This window comes from Halomicroarcula saliterrae (assembly GCF_031624395.1).
In the GTDB taxonomy this organism is placed as follows: domain Archaea; phylum Halobacteriota; class Halobacteria; order Halobacteriales; family Haloarculaceae; genus Haloarcula; species Haloarcula saliterrae.
Genome location: NZ_JAMQON010000002.1, coordinates 134633 through 147937 on the forward strand (window position 1 = coordinate 134633; position 13305 = coordinate 147937).

General features: G+C 67.7%; 16 protein-coding genes. 5 read left to right on the forward strand and 11 right to left on the reverse strand.

Going from position 1 to position 13305, the window contains the following annotated elements; all coding sequences use genetic code 11:
* Positions 1-17: 17 nt before the first annotated feature.
* From NDI56_RS08640 to NDI56_RS08655, 4 genes are all read right to left on the reverse strand, one after another.
* Positions 18-266, reverse strand: coding sequence for a DUF4242 domain-containing protein (locus tag NDI56_RS08640; protein ID WP_310919062.1), 249 nt, complete (start codon positions 264-266; stop codon positions 18-20).
* Positions 267-393: 127 nt separating this feature from the next.
* Entirely contained in the window at positions 394-2094 is a 1701-nt protein-coding gene (locus NDI56_RS08645; protein WP_310919063.1) for an ABC1 kinase family protein, read from the reverse strand.
* 17 nt (positions 2095-2111) lie between these two features.
* The gene (locus tag NDI56_RS08650; protein ID WP_310919064.1) at positions 2112-2468 is read right to left on the reverse strand and encodes an Hsp20/alpha crystallin family protein; all 357 of its coding nucleotides are present in this window, start codon (positions 2466-2468) and stop codon (positions 2112-2114) included.
* Between the two features lie 79 nt (positions 2469-2547).
* Positions 2548-3321 (reverse strand): GIDE domain-containing protein, encoded by a 774-nt coding sequence (locus tag NDI56_RS08655; protein WP_310919065.1) that lies wholly within the window; start codon positions 3319-3321, stop codon positions 2548-2550.
* A gap of 93 nt (positions 3322-3414) precedes the next feature.
* Between NDI56_RS08655 and NDI56_RS08660 the strand changes: the two genes are divergently transcribed.
* Entirely contained in the window at positions 3415-4344 is a 930-nt protein-coding gene (locus NDI56_RS08660; RefSeq protein ID WP_310919066.1) for a molybdopterin-binding protein, read from the forward strand.
* 53 nt (positions 4345-4397) lie between these two features.
* The gene (locus tag NDI56_RS08665) at positions 4398-5174 is read left to right on the forward strand and encodes a DUF7537 family lipoprotein (protein WP_310919067.1); all 777 of its coding nucleotides are present in this window, start codon (positions 4398-4400) and stop codon (positions 5172-5174) included.
* Between the two features lie 16 nt (positions 5175-5190).
* Here NDI56_RS08665 and NDI56_RS08670 read toward each other — a convergent pair whose 3' ends face one another.
* From NDI56_RS08670 to ahbB, 6 genes are all read right to left on the reverse strand, one after another.
* Positions 5191-5820 (reverse strand): HAD family hydrolase, encoded by a 630-nt coding sequence (locus NDI56_RS08670; protein ID WP_310919068.1) that lies wholly within the window; start codon positions 5818-5820, stop codon positions 5191-5193.
* Between the two features lie 42 nt (positions 5821-5862).
* Positions 5863-6261: an LWR-salt protein gene (gene lwrS, locus NDI56_RS08675; protein WP_310919069.1), complete on the reverse strand. Its 399-nt coding sequence runs from the start codon at positions 6259-6261 to the stop codon at positions 5863-5865.
* Between the two features lies 1 nt (position 6262).
* Positions 6263-6541, reverse strand: coding sequence for a 4a-hydroxytetrahydrobiopterin dehydratase (locus NDI56_RS08680; protein ID WP_310919071.1), 279 nt, complete (start codon positions 6539-6541; stop codon positions 6263-6265).
* Between the two features lie 227 nt (positions 6542-6768).
* Positions 6769-8103 carry a glutamyl-tRNA reductase gene (gene hemA / locus NDI56_RS08685; RefSeq protein ID WP_310919072.1) on the reverse strand — a complete coding sequence of 445 codons (1335 nt, stop codon included), beginning with the start codon at positions 8101-8103 and terminating at the stop codon, positions 6769-6771.
* Positions 8100-8747 (reverse strand): precorrin-2 dehydrogenase/sirohydrochlorin ferrochelatase family protein, encoded by a 648-nt coding sequence (locus NDI56_RS08690; protein ID WP_310919073.1) that lies wholly within the window; start codon positions 8745-8747, stop codon positions 8100-8102. Before NDI56_RS08690 ends, hemA begins: the two co-directional genes overlap by 4 nt.
* Positions 8744-9799, reverse strand: coding sequence for a siroheme decarboxylase subunit beta (gene ahbB / locus NDI56_RS08695; RefSeq protein ID WP_310919074.1), 1056 nt, complete (start codon positions 9797-9799; stop codon positions 8744-8746). The genes NDI56_RS08690 and ahbB overlap by 4 nt, the downstream gene beginning before the upstream one ends.
* A gap of 85 nt (positions 9800-9884) precedes the next feature.
* On the opposite strand from ahbB, the gene NDI56_RS08700 reads away from it, so the two are divergent.
* Positions 9885-10163 carry a hypothetical protein gene (locus NDI56_RS08700; RefSeq protein ID WP_310919075.1) on the forward strand — a complete coding sequence of 93 codons (279 nt, stop codon included), beginning with the start codon at positions 9885-9887 and terminating at the stop codon, positions 10161-10163.
* Between the two features lie 30 nt (positions 10164-10193).
* On the opposite strand, the gene NDI56_RS08705 is transcribed toward NDI56_RS08700, so the two are convergent.
* On the reverse strand, positions 10194-10982 hold the full coding sequence (locus NDI56_RS08705) for a BGTF surface domain-containing protein (protein ID WP_310919076.1): 789 nt from the start codon (positions 10980-10982) through the stop codon (positions 10194-10196).
* Positions 10983-11224: 242 nt separating this feature from the next.
* On the opposite strand from NDI56_RS08705, the gene NDI56_RS08710 reads away from it, so the two are divergent.
* Complete coding sequence (locus NDI56_RS08710; protein ID WP_310919077.1) at positions 11225-11992, forward strand: hypothetical protein; 768 nt, start codon at positions 11225-11227, stop codon at positions 11990-11992.
* The gene (locus NDI56_RS08715) at positions 11985-13265 is read left to right on the forward strand and encodes a S8 family serine peptidase (RefSeq protein ID WP_310919078.1); all 1281 of its coding nucleotides are present in this window, start codon (positions 11985-11987) and stop codon (positions 13263-13265) included. Before NDI56_RS08710 ends, NDI56_RS08715 begins: the two co-directional genes overlap by 8 nt.
* The last annotated feature ends 40 nt before the right edge of the window (positions 13266-13305 follow it).

Sequence of the window (13305 nt, forward strand, 5' to 3'; positions counted from 1 at the left end):
AGCGGGCTCCAGTCGGATTACTCTCCCTGTTCGACCTCGTAGATTTCGTCGGCCGTGAGGCCGTGTGCGTGTTCGTGGACTTTCTCACCGGCCTCCTTGCTCGGTCCCTCGAAGAGGCAAAAGACCGCGCCCTCCTCGTCGTCGACCCAGTAGTTCACGTACTCCACGTCGTACTCTTTCTGGGTCTCGATGTCTTTCTTGTGTGCCTCGACGACCTCGTCTACGGTCGCGTCGACATCCCTGTGAACGTCCATATACAGTGGCATGGTACGAGGGTTGTTGACACTCGACGGATATAATCGTATATTGTCACTTCGTGGTCGAAAGCGGCGACATAGCTACGGTTGGATGTCTGCTGTGAGGACCGCGCGGCCGCGGGTGGCGGGACCGGAGTCAGCCGTCCTCGCCCTCGTCGGGGAGTCCCATCGCACCGACGTTGCCGGCCTCGCGTTCGCGCATGCTCTGGCGGGTGAACTGCGGCTTCGCTCGGACGCCTTTCTTCTGCCGGAACGACCACCACAGCGACACGCCGAGCCCGAACACTACCAGCCCGGCGAGCCCCGCGACGAGCGCCGTCGCCTCCGCGTAGAGGAAGGCAGTGGAAAACAGCGTGCTGGCGAGCATCATCCCCAGAATCAGCCGTTTGGTCATCCTCGCCAGCAGGCGGTCGGAGTCCCGGATGTCGGCCTGCACCGTGAGCTCCTCGCGCTCGACGCGGTCGAGGACGGATTCGAGCTTCGGGGGAATCCGGACCGCCGACTGGGCGGCGTCTTGCACCTCGTTCGCGCGGTCCTCGACGTAGTTTTTCACGCCGGCGGTGATGTACCCCTCCTCGCGCAGGAAGCCGGTCGCGACCGTGATGAAGTCGAAGTCCGGGTCGAGCGTGACACAGACGCCTTCGACGACCGTGGCCACCCGGAGGACGAGCGCCAGATTCGCCGGCAGCCGGAGCGGGAACTCGTAGATGGTGTCCTCGACCTGCTGGACGATCTGCTGGACGCGGTACTGCTCGATGTCCTCGCCGCGGGCGTCGGCGATGGCCAGCTCCATCACGTCGCCCATCACCTGCCGGTCGGCCTCGGGACTCAGGGTGCCCATCTCGATGAGCGCATCCAGAATGGCCTGGATGTTCTGGTCCGCGACGGCGGCGTAGAAGTCGACGATTTTCTCCTGGACGAACGGGTCGACCCGCCCCGACATCCCGAAGTCGTAGAAGACGAGTTTGCCGTCCGCCTGGACCGCCAGATTCCCGGGATGGGGGTCGGCGTGGAAGACGCCGTCGTCGATAATCATCTGGAGGTACGCCTCCTGCAGCGTCTCCGCGAGTTCGGTCCGGTCGAACCCGCGCTCGTCCAGGTCGTCGATGTCGTTTATCTTCGTGCCGGGGACGTACTCCATCGTGAGCACTCGCCGCGTGGAGTGGCTGTCCACGACCGCCGGGATGCGGACGCGGTCGTTGTCCGCGAAGTTCGCCCGGATCTCCCGGAGCATATCGGCTTCGCGCTCGTAGTCCATCTCCTCGCGGATGGTCTTGGCGAACTCGTCGGCCAGCGTCTCCAGGGAGAAGGAGCGGGCGTCGCCGAGGAAGTACATCAGGATGGGCAGCGACCAGCGGATGACCCGCAGGTCGGCCTCCACGAGCTCCTCGATGTCGGGCCGCCGGATTTTCACGGCGACGGCCTCGCCGTCGACCTCGGCGCGGTACACCTGGCCGAGCGACGCGCCGCTGATGGCGTCGGTCTCGAACTCGGCGAACCGCTCGTCGACGGGGCCGAGTTCTTCCTCCAGAACGACCTTCGCCCGCGCCCAGTCGGCCGGCGGGACCCGGTCTTGCAGCGCCGCGAACTCGTCGATGTACTCCGGCGGGAGCACGTCGGGCCGCGTCGAGAGCAGCTGGCCCAGCTTGATGAACGTCGGCCCGAGGGTCAACAGCGAGTCGAGCAGCGACTGCGCCCGCTCGCGGCGCTGTTCGCTCGTCACCTGCCGGGGCGACCCGAACAGGAAGAACCGCTTCCGGTCGCGGGCGTACGCGAGCAACAGGGGGAGGAACTGCCGGGCGACGACGAGGAACCGCCAGTACGCGCGGAGATTCACCAACAGGGCACCCCGTCTCAGGCCTCTTCGATGGGAATCGTCGTGCTCGGCGCGGCTGTCGCCTTCGGAATCGCGAGTTCCAGCACCCCGCGGGAGACGGTCCCCTCGGCCCCCTGTCCGGTGGCGTCCGGCGGTAGCGGCAGCTCGACGTCGAGGAAGACCGAGCGGTCCTCGCGGACGAAGCGGAACTCCCGGGGAACGTCCTTGCTGCGCTGGCCTTCGACGACGAGCCGGCCGGCCTCGACCGTGACTTCGAGGTTATCGGCGGTCACGCCCGGCAGGTCCAACACGAGCAGGTACCCCTCATCGGATTCGAGTACGTCCGCGAACACGGCGTCTGGAAGCGACCCTAACGCTTCACGCAGCGCTGACATGAGGCGACCTAGGGACGGCGCAGTGGTAAACCCGGCGGTTTCGGCAGTCTCGGGTCGACAGTGGAGCGCCTCGTCGGAGCTACAGCAGGAGCGAGGCGCCGACGACTGTGCCGACGGCGGCTACGAACAGCCCCAGCCCGGCCCGCCACAGCCCGCCCCGGGCGATACGCCACGCCGTCCCGCGCTCGTCCGTATCGGAGATGACGAACACGGGCGTCCCGTCGCCGTCGCCCACGAGCGCGTCGACGAGGTCGCTCCCCCACTCGACGGACGGCCCGCGTCGGGCCTGCCCGTAGACGTACACCGTCTCGCCCACGTCGAGGCGGCGCTCGGTGAACCGCTGTTTGTTGCCGACCTTGAACTGGGTCACCTTGAGGTCGACGACGCCGTCCTGCGGATCGACCCCGTCGGTGGCGGCGACGTATCTGGCGATTCGCTCGGGCAGTTCGGTGTGGGGCGGGACCGTCACGGAGTGGGATTCGAGGTGGATATCTGCACCGGCCGGGTCGACTTTCACACGCCCGGTGCCGTCGTCGACGACGAAGTCGACCCCGCCCATCCCGGTGTCGAGCGTCTCCCAGGACTCTGTCTTGCCCGAGGAGCGCAGTTCCTCGGCCTCGTAGGTGTAGGCCAGACAGCGCGAGCCTGTGAAGGGAGCCGCGACGGTGCCGTCGTCGCCCTCGACGGCCCGGCCCTCTATCTCGACGGGGCCGCGGTGGCCGTGGAGCTCCCGAACGGGGAGCGGGTCCGACCGGAGGATGTGATACACTGTCGTCAGGCGGCGACCGCCGGTGTAGCAGAAGTAGCCGCCGACGGCGAGGGCGGCGAGGGTGAGGAGCTGGGCGACGACCATACGTTCGGTGCCGACTGGGCGGGACAAAAGGATTACCGAGGTGTGTCACTCCCGACGCCGGGTGCTTTTGGCCCAGTAGCCCCAACGGCGACCATGGCCGGGGCTTCGCCGACGGACGTGGAGGAATGCACGCTGGAGACCGCCAGACGCCAGCTCGGGAGTTACGCGGTACCGGTCGACCGGACCGACCGCATCCCGCTCTCGGTCGCCGTCGGGCGCGTGCTGGCAACCGACGCGACGGCCAACGACCCCATACCGGACGCCGGTATCGCGGTCGAGGATACCGTCTTCGAGCGGGGCCACCAGCTCAGACCCGCCGACGTGGGCCTGCTGAAAGCCGCCGGCGTGAACGAGCTCCTCGTCCGCCAGCGGCCCCAGGTCGGCATCGTCCCGACGGGGGACGGGGTCGTCGAGTACGACGCCGGGCCGGACGAGCGCGTCGAGACCGCCGGGTTCACGCTCGCCCAGTACGCCGACCGCTGGGGCGGCAAAGTCACGTACCGGAACGCCGTCGCCGACGACGCCCCCGCCTTGCGGATGGCCGTCCAGCGGGACCTGACCCGCGACATCGTGGTGCTCACTGGGACCGAACCCGGCGATACGCTCCGGTCGGTCGTCCGCGAACTCGGCGAGGTCGTCGCGGACCGGGTCGCTATCACGCCCGGCCGCGAGACTGGGCTGGCCGTCGTGCGGGACCGGCCGGTGCTTCTCCTGCCCGAATCGCCCGTCGCCGCCCGCGTCGGCGCGGTACAGCTGCTTCGCCCGCTGCTGAAAGGCTTCGGCGACGGGCCGCTGCCGGACCACCCGACCCAGTCGGCGACCCTCACCGCGGGGCTCGACACGGACGACTCTGTCCGGTCGTTCGTGCCGGTCGCGCTGGACGACGGGGCGGCGACACCGCTGTCCGGGACGGACCTCGCGACGGCGACGCGAGCGGACGGCTGGGTGACGGTGCCCGAATCGGCGACCGACCCCGCGGCCGGTGGGACCGTCGCCGTCGCCGACTGGGACTACCTTCCGTAGCCCCCGAATTCGGCAACAACAGTTATATACGATTGTAATCAGCTTGAATATGCATGAGAAAAATCATGACGGTCGTCGTCGTGTTGACCGTCCTGCTGGCCGGCTGTAGCTTCGGTGGCTCCAGTGGGACGCCGACTGCTGGGACGAACACGACAGCGGCGACCAGTAACACCCTCGACGCCTCCGCCGTTCCGGGTGTCACCGGCACCAACGTAACGAACGTTTCGGCGCTGGCTTCGGCGTACGGCGAGTCGATAATCAACGGACCGGTTGACTTCCGGACCACGATGGACCTGAGCCCGAACGCGACCATCCTTCGGATCGAAACCGTCGACTATCGGTTCCGGAACGACACGGAACAGCAACTGTTCGAGCTGAACAACACCAACTCGGAGGTCACGTACTTCATCGACGGCGAGAAGGCCGCGGCGCGAAACGAGAGTTCGGGCGAGGTTCGGTACAGCAACGCGACGAACAGAGTCGGTGGCGAGGCGTACTTCAGCACTCTCTATGCCGGTATCAGCCTCAATTACATCCCGATACTGGAGTGGGAGGTGACCGGGACCACGACGGTCGACGGTGAGACGCACTACGTCCTCGAATCGAACGCGGTCAACGAGACGGTCCTGCAGCGCCCGTCCAGTTCGCTGTCGGCGGAGAACGTCGATTCGGCCGACGGTCGACTGGTCGCCGGAGCCGACGGTGTCATCCACAGCGGGAGCGTTACTATCGACGGGAACAAGGATATCGCGGTCACCTTCTCTATGAGCAAGGACGAAGGCATGGACGTGACCGCACCCGGTTGGTACGACGAGTCGCAGGCGAGCTAAGCCGTCCGACCCGTTCTTACAGTTCTTGCAGCGACGTGACCCGATGGTCGCCCCAGACACAGCGGTCCTCGCTTATCGGCGACCCCCGCTCGACGTGAATCCCGTCTAGCCCCGCGTTCCGGGCCGCACCGATGTCGCCGGGGTTGTCGCCGGCGAGTGCGCCCACGTGGCCGTTGTGGCCGACGCCCAGGTCGCCCATCGCCCGATGGACCGGTTCGGGGTCGGGCTTCCAGCCGATGTCGTCGTCACAGCAGACGACGGTGTCGAACCAGTCGCTGATATCGAGCCGGTCGAGAATCGGCCCGGTCAGATACTCCTGGCAGTGGGTGACCAGCCCGACCGGCTCGGTGCGTTCGGAGAGGAACGTCTCGACGTCGTCGTAGAGATAGGTCGCGTCGGCGCGGGCGAGCGGGTCTTCCTCCTCGTGGAAGACGTCCCAGAACCGCGCCGGGTCGACCTCGCGTTCGGCGAGAAAGTCCCGCCGCGCCCGGCCCTGCCCGTACCACAGCAGCGCGGCCTCCCGCTCGGTGAACCCCTGGCCGAGCCGGTCGCCGACCCGCTCCATCACCGCGACCGGGTACGACGGGTCGACGTCGACGAGCGTCCCGTCGAGGTCGAACAGCCAGAAGTCGTAGTCACGAGCCATTGGAGAGTAGTATAGTACAGTTGCGCGTAAAGCCTTTCTGCCCTACTCGACCCGGATAGAACTACCGAGGTACTTTTTCAGCACCTCGCTGACGGTGTCGGCGTTGAACGCGTCGAGGTCGTCAGCGATGGCCGCTTTCAGGTCGTCGAGGTACGCCTCGGTGGTCTGGAGCTCGCTGAACGACACCGATTCGACGGGGACGCCGAGCGCGTCCGCGGCCAGTCGCCGCCCGTGGGCCGCGTCGCCGAGTTCCCCGCGCCAGAGCGTGTCCCGGAAGAAGAGCCACCCCTCCTCGCCGGGCGGGTCGGCGGCCCGGGACAGCACGGTCTCGAACGCGGCGGGCTCTGTGGCGTACCCGGCCGCCGGCTCTAGCCGGACGGTCACGCGGAACACGTAGCGGGCTGGCGCGTCCCCCGAGTCGCCGTCAGTGGGCCCGGACACGCTACTCGTAGATGCCGTTCAGCCGCTCGGCCATGTCGATGTCGTTGTCGGTGATACCGCCGGCGTCGTGGGTGGTGAGCCGGACTTCCACCTCCCCCCAGCTGATGGTCATCTCTGGGTGGTGCCAGGCGTCCTCGGCGACGCCGGCCGCGGCGGCCAGAAAGCCCGACGCGTCGAGGTAGGCGTCGAAGTCGTAGCTGCGGACGATTTCGTCGTCCTCGCGGTCCCAGCCCGCGGGGAGACGGTCGCTGATTTCCTCGTCGGATAGCAGGTCTGCCATACCGAAGAGTTGCCTGCCAGCCTCAAAGTGGTTTGGCCGGAGGAGTGGTCGTGTTTAGTTACGCGGAACGGAGTTCGAACAGCCGGAAAGCCCTACCCAGAGCTGCGTGACCAACCGGCTACGGGTGGGATTTCCGGCTGTGAGCGGTGTCGCTGACGGTGGGCGCCACGGGGGCTCTCTGGCCGTTCAGAGAGAAGCTATTCGCGTCAGCGGAAAATCGGGTACAGCTAGTCGTCGGCCAGCTGTTCGAGCACTGCGGGGGGAATCTGGTCGCGCATCCCCTCGGGGATATCATCGATGGCCATGTCCTCGACGAACGCCGGCGGCTCGGGGCCAAAGTCCGGGTCGAACAGCTCCAGTGCCGTGTGGATGGTTTCCCAGTCGTCCTCCTCGGCGGCGTCCCGGAGGCTCTTCGTCGGCGCGGCGAGCAGCTGGGAGACGATGGTGTCGGCCATCGCCTCCATCACTTCGCGCTGGTCCTCGTCGAAGTCGGCCTGGGCCATCGCGGTGTTGAGTTCGGCGGCTTTCACCCGCTCGGCGCTCTCGTACATCGCGGAGATGACGCGGTCGGCCCGCTTGCGCTTGTACTGGGTCAACAGGTGGTCGAACTCCTCGTCGACCAGCTGTTCGACCTCTTCGGCGGCGCGCCGGCGCTGTGTTCGGGTCTCGTCGGTGACCGACTCCAGCGCGTCGAGGTCGTAGACGCTCACCGCCGGGAGCCGGTCTGCGGCGGCGGGCACGTCGCGGGGCTGGGCGATATCGACGACGGCGGTCTCACCGGCCTCGGCGAACGCGCCGACGTCGAACACCTGTCCGCTGCTCCCGGTCGCCGAGACGACGACCCGGGACTCGGCGACGGCGGCCTCGATGGCCTCCAGCGCGACGGCGCTGGCCTCGACGTCGACGGTCTCGGCGACGTGTTCCGCGTGGGGAACGGTCCGGTTCGCGACGATGAGATGGTCGACCCGCTCGGAGAGCGCCTTGGCGGCGAGCTGTCCCATCTCGCCGGCGCCCACCACGAGCGCTGTCTCGCCGGCCAGCGAGCACTCCCGGTCGACGAGCCGGACGGCCGCAGAGGCCAGCGAGACCACGCCCTCGTTGATGCCGGTTTCGTTGCGGGCCCGCTCGCCGACGTGGATGGCCTTCGTGATGCCGTCCTCCAGCAGCTGGCCGATGCCGCCGACGCCGCGCGAATCCTCGTAGGCGTCCCGCAGCTGGCCGAGAATCTGGTCCTCGCCCAGCACGATGGATTCGAGCCCGGCCGCCACCCGCATGAGGTGGCGCAGGCTGGCCTCGTGGCCCATCTCGACGACGACGTCGTCGGTGACTGCGCGGGTGAAGAGTTCGAGGGCGTCGAGGCCCGCCTGGTGGTCGCTGGCGACGACGTACCCTTCCGTTCGGTTGCACGTCTGGAGGGCGAAGGCCTCGGAGACGCCCGGCGCCGTCAACAACGACTCGACGGCGTGGCGCTGACTGTCGGCGGCGGCGGTCTCCAACTGGTCGACGCTGGCGCGTTCGTGGGACACGCACACACCGACGATGACGCCTGTCTGCTCTCTCACGACGTATCACCCATTTGGTATCCAATCACGTCTGCTGCTACTTGTCGTGCCTTGGACCTGCCACTATCTAAAGCCTTCCAAACCTCGTCGGATCTGACGACCGTTCTGACGGCGTCCCGCCGTTCTGTGGCCGTCATGTCAGTGGCTTTCAGTTCTTCGCGGAGATTTCCGGTCAGTCGAGCCATGTCCCCCGCGCCGGCGAACTGCGCTTCGAGCGACTCGCGGAGGTGCTTCGAGAGCGCCGGCGAGTGTCCCCCGGTCGCGACGGCCAGCGTGACGGGGTCGTCCCGAACCGTGGCGGGGACGACGACGTTGCCGACGGACTGCTCGCCGTGGTCGTCGGCGCGGTTGACCAGGGCGCCCCGGTCACTCGCGGCCGTCTCGGCGGCCGCGTTCAGGTCCGCGTCGTCCGTCGCCGCGACCACCAGCGCCGGCTCGGTGCGCTCGACCCACGCGCGGACGCCGTCGGCGTCGGGGGCCTCCCGCACCAGCTCGGCGCTCCCGAACTCGCGGTCGGCGAACTCGGGACTGACCACGACCACCTCGGCCTCGGCGGCGAAGCGGCGGGCCTTCCGGGCGCCGACCGGGCCACCGCCGAATACCAGCACCGTCTCGTCGGTGAAATCGTGCAGGAGCGGAATCATTCGGATGCGACGTTGGCTTTTGCGCGGTCGTCGAGCCTGATCCCCGTCTTCTTCAAGATTCTGGTCGAGAACAGCGTGTCCCAGTCGTCCCCGCCCACGTCCCAGTACTCGCTCATCCGGTCGTGGACCTGCTGGATGCGGGCCTCGCTCTCGTCCTCGCTGCGGCCGTGAGTCATCGCGAAGAAGTTGTACGGCCAGACCCCCTCGTGGCGCGGGCGCTCGTAGCAGTGCGTGACGAAGTCGAACTCGGCGACGGCCGGCCCCACCTCGTCGACGACGTCGTCGGGCACGTCCCAGACGGTCATCCCGTTCTCGGAGTAGCCCAGCGCGTAGTGGTTCGGGATGGCGCCGACGCGGCGGACCTTCCCCTCCTGCTCGAACCGCTTGATCGTCTCGACGACCCAGTCCGTGTCGGCGTCGACGGCCTCGGCCACGTCGGCGTAGGGCGTCTCCGTGATGGGAAGGCCCCCCTGAATCTCCAGTACGAGGTCTAGCTCCTCGGGCGTCAGCGACTGGGCGTCGGTCGGCTCGACGGGCGGCCCGGCGTCGCTGCAGTCGACGGCCTGGGTCTGTGGCCCGGAGACGGGGAACTTCGCGCCGACGTGGAACTCCTGCTGTTTGGGCAGGTTGTAGGTCGGTTCGCCCGTCTCGGCTTCTATCTCGGCCAGCACCTCCGCGACGCGCCCCTCGTCGACCACGCTCAGCACGAACCACATGTTGAGATAGGGGTGTTCGCGCTCGTAGTTGTGGGCCACCTCCGGATGGGCGTTGACCATCTCGACGTGGTCCTCGTAGCTGTCCTCGGGGGCGTGCGTGGCCACCAGCGTCGCCGTCCCACCGATCTCCTCGGCGTTGATGAGCGCGCCAAAGCGGCTCAGCACCCCCCGCTCGTCGAGGTCCTGGACCCGTTCGAGCAGTTCGGCTCCGGTGATGTCGATACCGTGCTCGGCCAGCGCCGCCGCCGCCGGGTCGAACGGGCGCTCGACGACCGGGAACCCACCCTGAAACGCGTTGCAAATCGCGCTGTCTACCCGCCCGAGCTCTTCGGTCATAGCCGTCAGTCAGGACTCGGTGAATAAAAACGGCGCGGGAGCGGACCGTCAGAGCGCTTTAGCCGTTCGCACGCGTAGCCCCACTGTGGCGATCACTACCGCAGAGCTCGCACTCCGACTGCTGGTGTATCTGTGCGTACTGGTGGGTGCGCCGCTCTGTTTCGTCCTCGCGTTCCGGCTCATGGACTACGGGGCCAAGGAGACGCTCGTCGAGCAGTTCAGCGGCCAGCGGACCGGCCGGGACACCGGCCAGTTGAACGCGTACTTCCGACAGGCGGGCGTCGAGGCGACCACCTGCAACGTCTGCGGTGCGGCCAACGGCCCCGACTACAGCTACTGTCACACCTGTCAGGAACGGCTGTGAGAAGGGGCGGCGGACGCCGGCGTCGAGCAGTTACATCTCGACGACGCCGGACTGTCTGGTCAGTACCGACCCGTTGTAGCGGATGGTGGCGTCGAACGCCGTACTGGGGCCCAGATCAGACGTGTTGAACGCGGCGCTGAGCGTCCCGTCTTCGTTTACCGTGGTCTCCCGGGAGCGGAGGAACGGCGTGCTCGTATCGGCGCTGCGGAGGCGCAACTCGACTCGTGTGCCCGCTTCGAGCTCTGTCTCGGCTTTGAGCGTGGCGGTTTCGCTCGGCGCGAGCGTCAGGACGTCGCCCTCGACGACGAAGCTAGCGTCGGCCGTCGTGGACTCGTTGCTATCGCCGACACGTTCGTACTCGTCGTTCGCACCGGGGTCGATATCGGTAATCGGGTCGGTCGCATTGCCGACGACCTGACCCGAGCGGCTGGCGACCACGTCGCCGTCGTGACGCACCGTCAGTTCGAAATCCGGCTGGTCGGTGATCCGGGAGAGGTCGACAGTGGTCCGGAACGTCCCGTTCTCGCTGACCGTGGCCTCCCGGGAGCGGAGGAACGGCGTCGCGGCGTCGCTTGCGCTGACGATACGAACCGAGAGTGTTTCACCGGCGGCGATATCCGTCCGGCCGCTGATGACCTGTCCCGTCGTCGCGTCGAGTCGCACCGTCTCGGTGTCGGGCAGGACAACGGTGCCGTTGACCTGCTGGGTAGTGTTTGCCTGTGGCTGGGTCTCGCCCGTATCGAAGACGACAGCCCCGGTGACGGCGGCGATACCGATAGCGGCACCGATAGCGACCAAGACGCCGACCTGGCGGTTCATCGGCCCACCTCCGGCGTCGGTCGGTTGGAGAGGCAATGCGGACTGCAGGGACCAGTCCCCGCTGGGGAGCGGGGCAACTCTGTAGCGTACATGGCACTCCCGACTACAGATGTGGTAGAAAAAGCGACGGCGGATAGTAAAATACAGATTTGAGCGGTCCTGCACACCGAGGGCGGCGACTGGCTACAATCCGGTTTTAACCAAGCGTGGACTATTAAACGGGACTGGTCGAGACACCGATTATGGGACTCGTACGGGTCGGTGTGGTCGCACTCGTGTTGGTGAGTGCCGTGTGTCTCGGACTCGACTTCGGCGGGACACAGTCGAACGGCGGGGCGTCTCCCCTCCCGCCAGGAGTGGACGACGGGAGTCTGAACGCGACGGCGCTGGCGGCGGCCCACGAACGGTCCCTCGTGGACACCCCCGTTGCTATCGAGACGTCTCGGGCGACGTGGAACACCGACCCGGGCGGCAATCAGACCGTGACAACCAAGACGCTGACCGACGGCAACGGGACGCTCTGGCGGCGGACAGTGACCGGCGACAGCGAGCAGTCACACGTTGAGCGGTGGACCGACGGGCGACGGAGTCTCCGGTACGTCGCGGCTACCGGGGAAACGGTGTCGGCAGATGTGGTGACGAGGCCCGGACAGCGGTACCTGACACCGAGGCTGGCGACGTGGCTCGATACGGGACGGTACTCACTCACCGCCGTCGAGTCGGCTACGCCCGGGCGATACGTCCTCACGACGACCACTTACACGCCGCCGGACGGGGAACCACTGGAGGCCGACACCGTCCGGTACGAGGCGACAGCCGTCGTGACGGCGAGAGGCCGCGTGCAGGCGATGTCGGCGACGCTCGTGACAATCGAGACCAACAGATGGGGTCGACACGTCCGGTCGCGATCGTACAGCTACCGCGTCGTCCGGACCGGCGGTGTCACCCCGCCGACCCCCGACTGGCTCCCCGACCGGTCCGCAGCGGCCGTGGAGGGCGACGATGGCTGACACCCGGCGAGTGGCGCTGCTCGTTGCGGCCGTAGTCGCCGTGTTCACTGTGGTCATCGCCGTCGTCGCGACGAGCACGCCGCCTGCAGGACCCCCGTCGGACGGGACGGCTGTCGCGGCTACCGGCGGCTTCGAGCGCATCCATGACCGCGGGCTGACGGGGTCGAACGTCTCAGTCGGAGTCGTCGACGTGACTGGGTTCAACACGGGCTCGACAGCACTCTCGGACCAGCTCCGGGCCGCCCGCGCGTTCGGGACCGGGTCGCTGGACGCCGGCAGTACCCACGGTACCGCCGCGGCGACGGTCGTGGCCCGTATCGCCCCCGATTCCGAGCTGTACCTCGCGAGCGTCGGCGGTATCGGCGATTACGAGCGGGCGGTCGAGTGGCTCCGACAGCAGGACGTCGACGTCGTCGTCACCACGGTCTCGTTCTACGGCCGGCCGGGCGACGGCGGCGGAACCGTCGGGCGAGTCACCGCTGAAGCGGTCGAGGACGACATGGTGGTCGTCGCTCCGAGCGGGAACCTCGCTACCTCCCACTGGCGGGGCACGTACGACGCATCGAGCGTCGAGAACGGGACCCTCCAGTTCGCCGACGGGGCCACCCGAACGGCCATCGACGGCCCGACGGACGTGACGGTGTGGCTCTCGTGGGACAGCGCCCACGCCGACGAAGACTACACCGTCGAACTGTACCGCACCGACGGCGCCCGGCCGCGACTGGTCGCCCGCTCCCAGCCGTATCCGGCCGACGACACGCCAAACGAGCGAATCGTCGCTGACGTGTCGCCGGGTCGGTACGCGCTCGTCGTCGCCGGCCCCGACGAACCCACGAACGCCACCGTCCGCCTGCTGTCGCCCACCCACGAGTTCGAACACGTCAGCGAGAGCGGTAGCGTCGTCGCTCCCGGCACCGGCAGTGACGTGCTGACCGTCGGCGCGTACAACAACCGCACGGGCGAGGTGGAGCCGTTCAGTTCGCGGGGACCGACGCTGGACGGCCGGACCGGCGTCGACGTGGTGGCACCGAACCGCCGATACGCGACGCTGACCGAGAACGGGTTCGTCGGGTCCTCGGCCGCGACGTCGTACGTCGGTGGACTGGTCGCGCTGTTACTCGACGCCGACCCGTCGCTGTCACCGTCACACGCCGAGTTGCTCGTCGAGCTCACCGCGACAGACATCGGCCGACCCGGCGTGGACTACGCCTCGGGCCACGGCGTCGTCGCCCCGGTCAACGCCGTCGGTGCGGCCGCAAACGGGACCGGTTAAATCGGATTTTAAGCCTGCCAAACGGCTATAGGAACGGCGA

Coding starts and splice junctions, on each gene's coding strand:
- NDI56_RS08690 (WP_310919073.1), bottom strand. CDS start 8,747: ATGATTCCGCTCCTGCACGATTTCACCGACGAGACGGTGCTGGTATTC.
- NDI56_RS08640 (WP_310919062.1), bottom strand. CDS start 266: ATGCCACTGTATATGGACGTTCACAGGGATGTCGACGCGACCGTAGAC.
- NDI56_RS08650 (WP_310919064.1), bottom strand. CDS start 2,468: ATGTCAGCGCTGCGTGAAGCGTTAGGGTCGCTTCCAGACGCCGTGTTC.
- NDI56_RS08715 (WP_310919078.1), top strand. CDS start 11,985: ATGGCTGACACCCGGCGAGTGGCGCTGCTCGTTGCGGCCGTAGTCGCC.
- NDI56_RS08710 (WP_310919077.1), top strand. CDS start 11,225: ATGGGACTCGTACGGGTCGGTGTGGTCGCACTCGTGTTGGTGAGTGCC.
- NDI56_RS08660 (WP_310919066.1), top strand. CDS start 3,415: ATGGCCGGGGCTTCGCCGACGGACGTGGAGGAATGCACGCTGGAGACC.
- NDI56_RS08665 (WP_310919067.1), top strand. CDS start 4,398: ATGAGAAAAATCATGACGGTCGTCGTCGTGTTGACCGTCCTGCTGGCC.
- NDI56_RS08670 (WP_310919068.1), bottom strand. CDS start 5,820: ATGGCTCGTGACTACGACTTCTGGCTGTTCGACCTCGACGGGACGCTC.
- NDI56_RS08680 (WP_310919071.1), bottom strand. CDS start 6,541: ATGGCAGACCTGCTATCCGACGAGGAAATCAGCGACCGTCTCCCCGCG.
- NDI56_RS08705 (WP_310919076.1), bottom strand. CDS start 10,982: ATGAACCGCCAGGTCGGCGTCTTGGTCGCTATCGGTGCCGCTATCGGT.
- ahbB (WP_310919074.1), bottom strand. CDS start 9,799: ATGACCGAAGAGCTCGGGCGGGTAGACAGCGCGATTTGCAACGCGTTT.
- NDI56_RS08655 (WP_310919065.1), bottom strand. CDS start 3,321: ATGGTCGTCGCCCAGCTCCTCACCCTCGCCGCCCTCGCCGTCGGCGGC.